The organism is Vibrio sp. D431a (assembly GCF_030248655.1).
GTDB classification, from domain to species: domain Bacteria; phylum Pseudomonadota; class Gammaproteobacteria; order Enterobacterales; family Vibrionaceae; genus Vibrio; species Vibrio alginolyticus.
Map to the genome: position 1 here is coordinate 1 of NZ_JAHGAP010000075.1, position 11238 is coordinate 11238.

4 protein-coding genes are annotated in these 11238 nt (G+C 43.5%); 2 read left to right on the forward strand and 2 right to left on the reverse strand.

Annotated elements, in window-relative coordinates; genetic code table 11:
• Positions 1-18 precede the first annotated feature (18 nt).
• Positions 19-7833, forward strand: coding sequence for a tandem-95 repeat protein (locus KJB35_RS27875; protein WP_373417432.1), 7815 nt, complete (start codon positions 19-21; stop codon positions 7831-7833).
• 86 nt (positions 7834-7919) lie between these two features.
• On the opposite strand, the gene KJB35_RS27880 is transcribed toward KJB35_RS27875, so the two are convergent.
• Together KJB35_RS27880 and KJB35_RS27885 are read right to left on the reverse strand one after the other, a co-directional pair.
• On the reverse strand, positions 7920-8537 hold the full coding sequence (locus KJB35_RS27880) for an OmpA family protein (RefSeq protein ID WP_285359101.1): 618 nt from the start codon (positions 8535-8537) through the stop codon (positions 7920-7922).
• A 2-nt stretch (positions 8538-8539) separates the two neighbouring features.
• A complete protein-coding gene (locus KJB35_RS27885; protein ID WP_021707835.1) occupies positions 8540-9853 on the reverse strand; it encodes a TolC family outer membrane protein in 1314 nt (437 codons plus the stop codon).
• Between the two features lie 389 nt (positions 9854-10242).
• Here KJB35_RS27885 and KJB35_RS27890 point away from each other — a divergent pair.
• Positions 10243-11238, forward strand: a 996-nt coding sequence (locus tag KJB35_RS27890; RefSeq protein WP_285469890.1) for a Calx-beta domain-containing protein, incomplete at its 3' end; no start/stop codon positions are given.

Genomic DNA, 11238 nt, shown 5'->3' on the forward strand with positions numbered 1-11238 from the left:
GATATTGATGGCGATAAGTTGTCTATCCAATCGGCGTCTGTACCTGAAGCGCAAGGCACAGTTGAGATTGTTGATGGAAAATTGGTCTTTACACCGGCCGAGAACTTCAATGGTGACGCCGAAATCACTTACACCATCACTGATGGTTCGCTGACTGACCAAGCGAAAGTAGCTGTTACCGTTAACCCAGTAAACGATGCGCCAACGATCAAGGTCGATGCTGTAGAAAGTATCACTGAAGATGCAGTGAATACCGATACGGTAGTGGCAACGTTGGAAGTCGTTGATATCGACACGCCAGAAGAGCAATTAACCGTTTCTTTAGAAAACAACTCAAACGGCTACTTTGCGCTAGTTGGCGATGAAGTCAAACTGACTCAAGCGGGTGTTGACGCGGTTAACAACGACGAACTCAACCTTAAAGACCTAACGATCAGCGCATCAGTATCGGATGGTGTTAATCCAACGGTTAGCGACAGTGATAGTTTGATTGTGAATCGCGTTAACGATGCACCAACAGTCGACAATGTGATTTCAGATCAAGTGTTAGCAGAAGATTTTACGATCTACACGATTGATTTAAACGACGCATTTAAAGACAGCGACTCCGCACTGAACTTCTCAGTGTCCGGCAACAGCAACGTGTTGGTGTCGATTGAAAATGGCATCGCGACCATTAGCCCAACGGCAGACTGGAACGGCTCAGAAGCGCTGACGTTTACGGCTACCGATCCAAGCGGCGAGAGCGTTAGCCAAACGGTGAACTTCACAGTGGCGCCTGTGGCAGATATTGAATCTGACCGCGCGACGGTTGTGGAAGACACACCAACCATCATCAAGGTTTTAGGTAACGACACGTTCGAAGGCGACGACAAAGTGGTGTCGCTCGATAGCAATAACGGTCCAGCCAACGGCACGGTCTCGGTCAACCCGGACGGCAGCGTCACTTATACACCAAACGACAACTACCACGGGGCAGACAGCTTCACCTACATCGTCACCTCCGGTGGTGTCAGTGAATCCACCATTGTTAACGTCGATGTCACGCCAGTAAACGACAAACCTGACAGTGAAGACTTTACGCATGTGGCCGATGATCAGCTTACGCACGTTGTGTTTGATACCGATACGAAGCCTCTGGGTCGCGGTGACTCTCAAGATCATATCGCGGATGTTGAAGACGACTTAAAAGGCAACGATCTACATGTCCGAATTACTGAACTGCCAACCTCAGGTACGTTGTTCTTTAAAGATAGTGATGGTGAGTTGCACGAAATTAAAGAAGTAAGCGATACGCTTTATGACAAAGACAGCCTTTACTATGAAGCTGATAATGTGGGTTTCTTATTAGGTATCAAGGATCGCCCAGATACACCAAATAGTTCCGAGTCTACAACAGATTTCAATAATTGGGGGCTAAGTGAGGACGGAGGTCCATCACACTCCCGTACTGAGCATTTAGCAAATGGAGCTTCTATCACCATTTCTTCTGATAGCGGTGAGCTTGCGCAGTACAACCGCCAGGTGTCACACATCGGCAATGGTATCGCTGACAATGATGGGCAGGGTATTGAGAAAGGTGAAACGATTACGATCGATTTGTCTAATAACCCTGTGGGCAGCGTAAACCTTGGCTTAGATGGATTAGGTGGATTGTTTGATTACGGTGATGACAACGCAGCACTTATTACGGTTACATACTTAGATTCAAATAATGTCCAACAGACTCAAACGTTCGAGTTTTTGAAGCCTGAAGGCAACTTCATGCTATTCCAAGAAACAAGCGTTGGTTATGGGAAAGATCTAGCTCTTCCTGAAGGTTCGGTCATTACTCAGTTAGATTTTTCTACGAAAAATGAAGGGAACTGGGAGTTACGTTATGTAGAAGGTGTACCTGCCGAAGACAGCTTTGGATATGTGGCAGTCGACTCTGAAAATGGCGTTAGCGATCCATCTACAGTCAATATCGTTAATGAAATGCTAGATGGTAATATTGCTGAAAATGGGCCAAGCCTGTCTGTGGTCGGTGATAGCGTGACTGAGGGTGACAATGTCACGTTCTCGGTTGTTCTAAATGAAACCACTAGCACTGCCGTTAAGTACCAAGTTGATATGCTTGCTCAAGGTTCTTCAGTTGATAAGAATGACGTAAATCTATCAAATGCAACCTATACAAATGGTGTTGTTTTCTTAGGTGGTTACTTGATTGTTCCTGCAGGTATAAGTAGCTTCGAAATATCGATTCCGACTATTGATGACTTGGTTGTGGAAAGCAGCGAAACGATCGTTCTTGAGATCGGCGGTGAAACGGGGACGGCAACAGTTCTTGATAATGACAGTACAAAACTTAGCGTAGTAGATGCCGGCGATGTCATTGAAGGAACTGACGCAATATTTACCGTTTTACTCTCTAACCCTGTTCAAGAGGCCGTTGTCGTCAATCTGAAGTCAACAACAAATGATAGCTATACTGCGGAAGATGTTGATCTAGGCACTATGGTAGTGACCTATGTGGATACTCATGGTCAAACTCAAACATTAGATATAGCGCCTAATGGAGACGTTACTATACCTCCAGCTGTCGCTGAAATTAAAGTCGCAGTCCCGACCAAACTAGATAATGTCCATGAAGGTGATGAGAGCTTTGGTCTTACGGTTACGGAAATCGGTAGTGTCACCAGTAATGGTATTGCAACTGGTAACGCAAATATTGTGGATTCTGATCCTGCACCTTTAGTTAGTATTAGTGCCGATCAAAATAGCGTAAATGAAGGTGAAACGGCAGGCTTTACGCTGACACTTGATAAAGTTGCAGATGAGAGTGTTACGGTTCATGTCGAATATAGTGGCGTGGCCCAAGATGGAAAAGATTTTGTTGGCGTTCTGAGTGTTGAAGTTCCTGCGGGTCAATCTTCAGCTGCTCTTGACTTACTGACGGTCACCGATGGTATTTATGAGGGCGCAGAATCTTTCACAGTAACCATTAAAGAGGTTGATGGCGCTGATGCGAGCATTGCTTCAAATAACAGCGCAAGTGTTGTGATCGTTGATGCCCAAAGTGCACCGAAAGTGACTATTAGCTCAGATCAATCCTCAGTTGATGAAGGTAGTGATGCAAAATTTATCGTCAACATTGACCAAAAAGCAGATGAAGATGTACTGGTAACATTCACAATCGGAGGGAATGTTGATGACAAAGATTATATTGCTCCAAGTACCTACACAGTCACGATTCCAGCGGGTAAAACGTCGGCGCCGATTGATATAAAAACTCTCGATGATGGTATTTACGAAGATCTTGAAAACCTAACCGTGACTCTAATTGATACGGTTGGTGCAGATTCGACGCTTGCAAGTGACTCGAATGAAGCAACAGTCTCTATTATAGATGCTCAGCACGCTCCAGAGTTTATTTCTGGCGGCGATAGTGCTGGTGACAAACCAAATGATGATGTTTACGACTTCGGGTCAGTTAACGAAAACACGGTGAGTGGGGCCGTTATCGGCACGGTCGTTGCTGAAGATCACGATAATGACGTGCTTGTATACCGCTTTGCAGATGGCTCGAGCACTAATGGTATTTTTGATATCGACCCGACAAGTGGAGAGATTTCATTGAACAAGACAATCGATGATGTTGACTTGGGCGATTATACGCTTCAGGTTGAGGTTATCGATGGAACTGGCGGGATTGATACTGCCGAGGTAAATGTTTCTCTGGTAAATGTGAATGATGCTCCTGAATCTTCGCCTTCAGTGGTTGAGATGAATGAAGATACTCAAGTGATGCTTGATTGGTCATCATTCGGTATTAGCGATGTGGACTCTGATGTATCAGATCTATCCGTCCAAATTACAACGCTTCCTAGCGATGGCTCATTAGAGTACAGAGATTCGCAAGGCGATTGGCAGTCTGTACAAATCGATCAAGTCCTCGATAAATCGCTTTTTGAGGAAAACGGTGTTCGTTTTGTACCTGAATTAAATGAATCAGGCAGTGACAGCTTCGGCGGAAATCAAGTCGGAGATCAGGAATCTAGTTACGCTCAAATTGGTTTTAAACCGACAGATGGGCAGAGCTCTGGTCAAGAGTCGACACTGACAATAGACGTGAACCCTGTAGCTGACAAACCGAACTTAATTGCAGTGACGCCATTAAACTCATTGCCTCAACAAGAGTTTAACGTTACGACATGGAGTAATGTTCAAGTTGGTTCTAGTGATGGTATGGGGGTCAATGGAGAGACTCTAATCTCAGCGATCAACGCTCTTAATGAAGCCGATGGTACTCGATTGAGTTGGGCAAATGTGGAAGATTTAGGGACTCATGCAACCTTGGCAAATGAGGCCGTTCTAGTCACATCTCTTGTTTATCTCGAAGCTGGCTCGAGTTACGACTTTGTCGGTCAAGCCGATGATAGCCTTGCAATCAAGTTGGGTGGTACGTTACTTGATCAAGCTCGTTGGGGGAGCGACAGTGGTGATATTAAGGGAGCTAGCTTTACCCCTTCGGTATCTGGCTTTTATCCAATTGAAATTTATCACCATAACCAAAGTGGTCCGGGTAACTTTAATGTGGATGTATCCATTAATGGACAAGCGCCTGTCAACCTGAGCAATAGTAGTCTTTACGTAGTTAGTGATGAAAGTGCACTAGAAGCAACTGATATCAGAACGTCTGAACTACAAGAAGTTAATGGTGTTGCGTTTTACGAAACATACCAGCTGAACGAAGGGTTACAAGATACAGCGATACCGCTCTCTGAAATTAAAGCAAGCTTAAATGATACAGATGGCTCTGAATCACTTAAAGTCACGCTAACTGGCTTACCTGTAGGTGCGATCCTTTCAGATGGAAATAGTTCTATTACTGTCGCAACTATTGATGAAGAACTGGACGTGACAAGTTGGGCATTAGATGCACTTACTGTGACTCCACCTGCGGGCTCCCATGATGACTTCACTATCAATTTGACTGCAACGAGTACAGAAAGCTCGAATGGTGATTCAGCAGAATCTAACTTGGCGATCAATGTTGTAGTACATGAGAACTTACCGACGGAAACGGAAAGTGATTTGGGCGAAACCATAGAAGACAATACTCTACAAGGGAATGTATTGCTTAATGACTCTGACGGCGACAATATTCTGATGGTAGATCATCTTACTATCGATGGTGCTGATTACGAGGTAGGCGAAAGTGTTTCTTTGACTAGTGGTACGTTACTAGTAAACCGAGATGGTAGTTACATATTTGAACCTGCTGAGCATTGGTCAGGTGACGTTCCATTAATTAGCTATACCACAAATACTGGCGTAACAAATACACTTGATATCAATGTTGTTGCTATCGCAGATCCACCTACGATCACGATCAATGTTGGCGACTTAGTTAAACGAGATGCTATTGATCCAAACCATCACTTAGCTACATCGGCAATAAATAATACCAATACCGAAAATGAGGCTGTCGCAGCCAACCTTGGGTTGGATAATGCAGTACCTAAAATTAATACACACGCTGGTGTTGTGTTGGGAGTCAATACTGACTTAAGTGACACCGACAGCTTGTTTGTTGGGACAGATTTCAACGATGTATTCTATGGTGGCGGTGGCGATGACGTATTTGTTGGCGGTGGTAACAATGATACGTTTTATGGTGATGACGCGACCAGTCTTACTCTGCATGATGGTAAAGATACAGTCTACTTAACAGGGAACTTTGATGACTACAAAATGACCTTCAAAGACGATCATGGAGGTAAAGTTCCATATTGGATTTTATTAGATAGTCGTTCTATCGATTCGGTAAACGATCATACAGGTAGTGATGACCGAGGTGATCATTTATATGAAATTGAACGCATTGTTTTTGCAGACAAAATTGTTGATTTGAAACCTGATGGCACTTATGAAGTGCTTCAAGATCGCTGGATTTCGGTCGATGTGGATGTTGATCTAGTTGATGTCGATGGAAGTGAGGATTTAGCGCAGACTGCTCTTGTACAAGATCTACCAGACGGTGTTGACGTGTATGTTGATGGGGTCGCAATTAAGCAAGATTCAAATGGAGATTACCCTGTCACTCTTGGTACAGATGGTAAGCTTTCCCTGGATATCAGAGTGCCATTCGATTATGAAGGCAGCTTAGAGTTCCCGCTAAGCGTTACTGCTACGTCTGTTGAAGGATCAAATAATGACGCAGCTTCAACAACTGAATCCGTTGAGCTTACAGCTCGTGACTATGTGTTGGAGTCGGGATCGCATGGGAATGATCAGATAACGGGTAGTGACGATCACGATATTATTGTTGGTGATGTTCAAGGATTGGAGATCATTGCAGGTCAGGACTACAACATCGCATTTGTTCTGGACACTTCAGGGAGCATGGGTAACTGGGTAGGAACTGCGAAGCAAGAAGTGCTAGATGTGTTTGATGAGCTGTTAAGTGCGGTAAATCAAGGAGAGAAGCCAGGGACAGTGAATATTCACCTTAGTGAATTTGCTTCAAGTGCATCAGCGGTGATTTCTGTTGACTTGAGTTCTCTTACAGCAAGAAAAGAGTTTGTAGAAGAGTTGAATCGTGTAATTGATGATGAGGGTTCTGGCGGCACAAACTATGAGGCGGGCTTACAGTCGGCCGTTGAATGGTTCAGCAGTCAACCTAACCCTAATGGCCAAAATATCACGTACTTTGTTACGGATGGTCAACCAAATAGAGCAACATACCTCTATGGTGTAGCACCGAGTGAATTCTCGAAAGTGATTTTGGACGTCGATAATTCTGGCAAGCTTGTTACCCTGCAAGATATTGCGAGTAAAAACAATTACTCATACGGACAAACAGTTACCTACAAAGGTGATGTCGTTATAGATAGTTACGGTAAGGTTTATTCACCGCTAACAGGAAGAATCCTTGGCGATATCGACAGATATTATGGCTCTATCCGTTATTACGATGAAGGGAATAGCTCGACACAAGCTCAACACATGTATCAAGTACTAGCGGCATTGTCCTCTATAGAAGCGATAGGTCTTGGGAGTGGCGTTGATGAACATACACTCAAGCAGTATGACACTGATGGTGTGGTAGAGTCAGATATTGATGTTACTAAGCTTGCTGAAACGATATTGGGTCAAGATGTACCTCTCAAACAAGGTTCAGACACTATTCAAGGAGGTGAAGGTAACGATATCTTGTTAGGTGACTTAATTGAGTTTGGTGGTAATGAACAAGGCTTAAGTGCGATTCAATCACATGTGGCGCAGCAAACGGGTCAGGATGTGTCTACCGTTGACGGCGAAGATATACATGAGTACGTTAGAAATAACTTGGAAGAATTCAACCAAACTCACCAAGGAGATAAATCGGATAATTTATATGGCGGCGCTGGTGATGACTTACTATTTGGTCATGGTGGCAACGACATACTCGTTGGCGGTGAAGGGGATGATATTCTGATTGGTGGTTTAGGTAGTGATACTTTAACAGGGTCAGAAGGGGCCGACATCTTTAAGTGGAGTGAAGTCACTAACGATGTTGATACTGTCACTGACTTCAATAAAAATGAAGACGCTCTAGACTTCTCAGATCTGTTTGACGACTTATCTAAAGATGAAATTGGAGAGCTTCTTAATGATCTTCAATCAGGTGATCATACTGGTGATGTCGGAGAGTATCATGTAGAAGTGGCACCAGACGGGGGATCTGAGGCAAACCTGAGTATTACAAAAGGGAGCTCGACATTGGACATCCATTTTGACGGTGCAAGTGTTGATGATGTGACTCAAAGCTTAATTGCGAGTTTAGAAGCTCAGTACAAAGACATGTAGTAGCGCTAAACTGTAGTCAAATTTAAAATCAAAAAGGTCTAGCAATTTGCTAGACCTTTTATTTTTACGGTCTGTTTATTGTTGTGCTAGCTTTTTGGAAGTGTTGTGAAAACGGTCCATTCTTTCTTCACTTCACCCTTGTGGCCAATCACTGTTGCGGTTACTCGACGGTTCAATGCGTGACTAACTTGGTCTGTACCTTGTGTCGCAAGTACTGTGTCTCCATAGCCGACAATGGTAACTCTATCTCCACTAATGCCGTTCTTCATGAGCTCTTTTCTAACGTTTTCAGCGCGGCGCTTAGATAAGTCAAGATTATGTTCTGCAGTACCAGTGCGACTAGCATAACCTTGAATCTCTATAGACGTGTTCGGGTACTCTTTCAAAAAGTCGGATAGTTCAAGAATTTGTTGCGTAAAGATAGGGTTGATCACATCGGAATCGTTCGCAAATAGTACTCGAATTTGCATTTCTTGTGAGGAGTCAACGTACGAACCGCAACCGTCGTTGTCTATTTCGGCACCCAAAGGTGTACCCCCCGGGCACAAATCTCGCTCGTTAATGACTCCGTCAGAGTCATCATCTATATGATCAGCCCACTGATCGGCAATTGGGGTATCTATGTAATCATATTCATCACCACGATCTGATGAACTGCATGCGGAGAGCATTAATGAGAGTGTAATAAAAGCTATGTGTTTCATAATTAATACTCCACTTCTTCTAGCCATTCTTTAGGCATTTCAACCCTTAATGCACTCAACAGTTGCCCAGTTGCGTTCATCACTCGATATTTGGCGTACTGCTCTGCGTATTTAGAATCTAAGTAGTCTTTACGCGCCTCAAAGAGCTCGTTTTCAGTGTTCAATAGATCAAGCAGTGTTCGTTTACCGATGCGATATTGCTTCTCGTAAGCAATTACGGTTTCAGACGCAGAGTCTACATGATCTGATAGAAACTCTTTTTGTTGTAATGTTAAATCAAGCGCACTCCAAGAAAGCCTTAACCCTTCTTCAACATTGCGATAGGCACCTTCACGCAAGTCTTTTGCTTTATTTAGCTGGTAGGCAAAGTTTTCTGAGTTCGCTGCATCACTGCCACCATTGAATAGGTTGTAGCGTAGACGCAGCATGGCAAGTGTCTCATCACTTCGACCTTTTAAACCATCAGCGTCGTCACGCCATGTTTGCGAAGCTTCAATTGAAATGGTTGGGTAATTAACACCTTTAGACTGTTTGTATTGAAACTTAGCCGAGTCTACGTCTGCGAGCGCCACTTGAATAACGGGATGAAGTTCAAATGCCAAGCCTACCGCTTCATCAACCGTGTACGGGATAAAGTTTTGGTCCGCTCTCGGAAAGATTAACCCTTGTGGTGTTTGACCGACTAAACGAGTGAACATCGTGTGAGAGTCATACAGGTTATTTTGAGCAGCAGCTAAGTTTCCGTGTGCTTTTGCCAAACGTGCTTCTACCTGCGTCAAGTCAGCAGTAGAGCCGATACCCGAGTTGACTCGTTTTTTAATGTCATCGTAAATATCTTTATGAACAGCAAGGTTGTTTTCTGAAAGCTTTAGGACTTCATACGCTTTAACAGCGTCCAAGTACACTTTAGTCACTTCAAGTGCCTTATCTGAAGCATCTGCTAAGAGTTGAAATCTAACAGATTCAGCATCAGCTGCGGTTCGATCAATATCATTTAATGTAGCGCTACCATCCCATATTAGTTGGGTCAGTGTCACTGAAGCTTCCTTTCGAGTGTAATCCGTGTCTCCTCGACCAACTTCATCTGACGGGTCTAATCCTTCATATCCAATTCCAGCATCTAGATCAACAGAGGGGAGGTAAGCACCTGATGAAGCTTCATTTATGTACTTCTGGCTCATAAACTCGTTAAATGCACTCTTAATATCGGGGTTATTTTGTAGCGTCTGTGCAACCGCTTGCTCTAGAGTTTGACCGAAAACTGGTGAAGACACTATTAAGCAACAGCAGGCTATATGTACTCGATTCCATCTCACGTTAGTTCTCCTAAAATCATGTCGCTCTTATTCTGTTTCATATTTGAGACGAGAAGTTACAAACAATGAATTTTCTTAGTGCGTATTATCAACTTGTTGATGTTTAAATGTTTAATTCAATAAAAAACAACAATCTTACTCTCTAAACTCTAGCATACGAGGCAAAGCTTGCTTGGTAAGTGGTCGATTTTTTCGTAGAAAACCTTTTTATCTTAAGAGCATAGCGGAAACTGGTTTAAATGAAGGCAAATTCTTCGGTTATTTTCCTTATTACTCTCAAAAAACTAAATCCTCTTGGAATAAAACGAAAAATTCATATTTTGTCTAAACTATAGACGTGTTTAGTGCAGTAACAAGCCTTTAATTAAACTAATACAAGGATGAAGAGCATGGATCGAGTAGCGTTAAGTTCATTGATGAGCAATGTCGTGGTTATAGGGCTTGATGGGAACCTGAGAAGTCTTGAAAGTGGTCAGCTACCTCAGCCTGGTGAATTAATTATTGAGGAAGTTTCTGATACATCAGAATTAATTGTACAACAGGTAACACCGCAAGGTAGTTCAATTAACGTTACTGATGATGTCACTGCGCTAATCGAGGCTATCGCTAGTGGAGAAGACCCTACTGCTCTTGGTGAGGATTTTGAGCCAGCTGCAGGTGAGGAAAGTGGTTCTAGCCCCCAAAATACTGGTGCAATAGATCGTACTGGCGCTGAATTGTTGGCTAGTACGAATTTTGAGACCGTCGGTATTGATGGAATCGGACTATCTACAACTCAAGCACTATCTTTGTTGGATCTTTTCAGAGTAATTAATGGCCCTGTACCACCGACTATCTTAGTTCAAGAAATATCTAGTCCGACTATCAACGAAGGTGACCAAGTTGTATTCGATATTACTCTAAGTCAAACAACTGAAGACAACACTGATGTCATTCTTTCTCTCCTTGATGGAACCGCAACAGGCGGCTCAGCTGACGAGAACGGGAGTGACTACGTCAATGAGCGTGTCCTCATAACATTTTCTGATGGTACAACAGAAGAAGTTTCAGTCGGTGAAAGCGGAACCTTTACCATTTCGATCCCACCGGGTGAAAGTGACTTTACGGTCTCTATAGACTCTATTGACGACTCTATATTTGAAGGCCCAGAAACGTTTACGCTCTCTGGCACGACAGAAGAACAAAGCACACCTGTTACTGGGACTGCCACTATTTTAGATGATGGTAGTGGACCTGGCTCAAATCCTGATGATGATCGCCCAGCGGTAACGATGAGTGATGCAGGTACGGTTAATGAGGGTGATACGGCGAACTTCAAAGTCACCTTATCGAACGCGTCTGAAGCGGAAACACAGGTGGAACTGGGTCTTAATCTCGGCGATACC

What these genes read in the sequence shown, in the direction of transcription:
- KJB35_RS27880 (WP_285359101.1), bottom strand. Translation starts at nt 8,537, where the DNA reads ATGAAACACATAGCTTTTATTACACTCTCATTAATGCTCTCCGCATGC.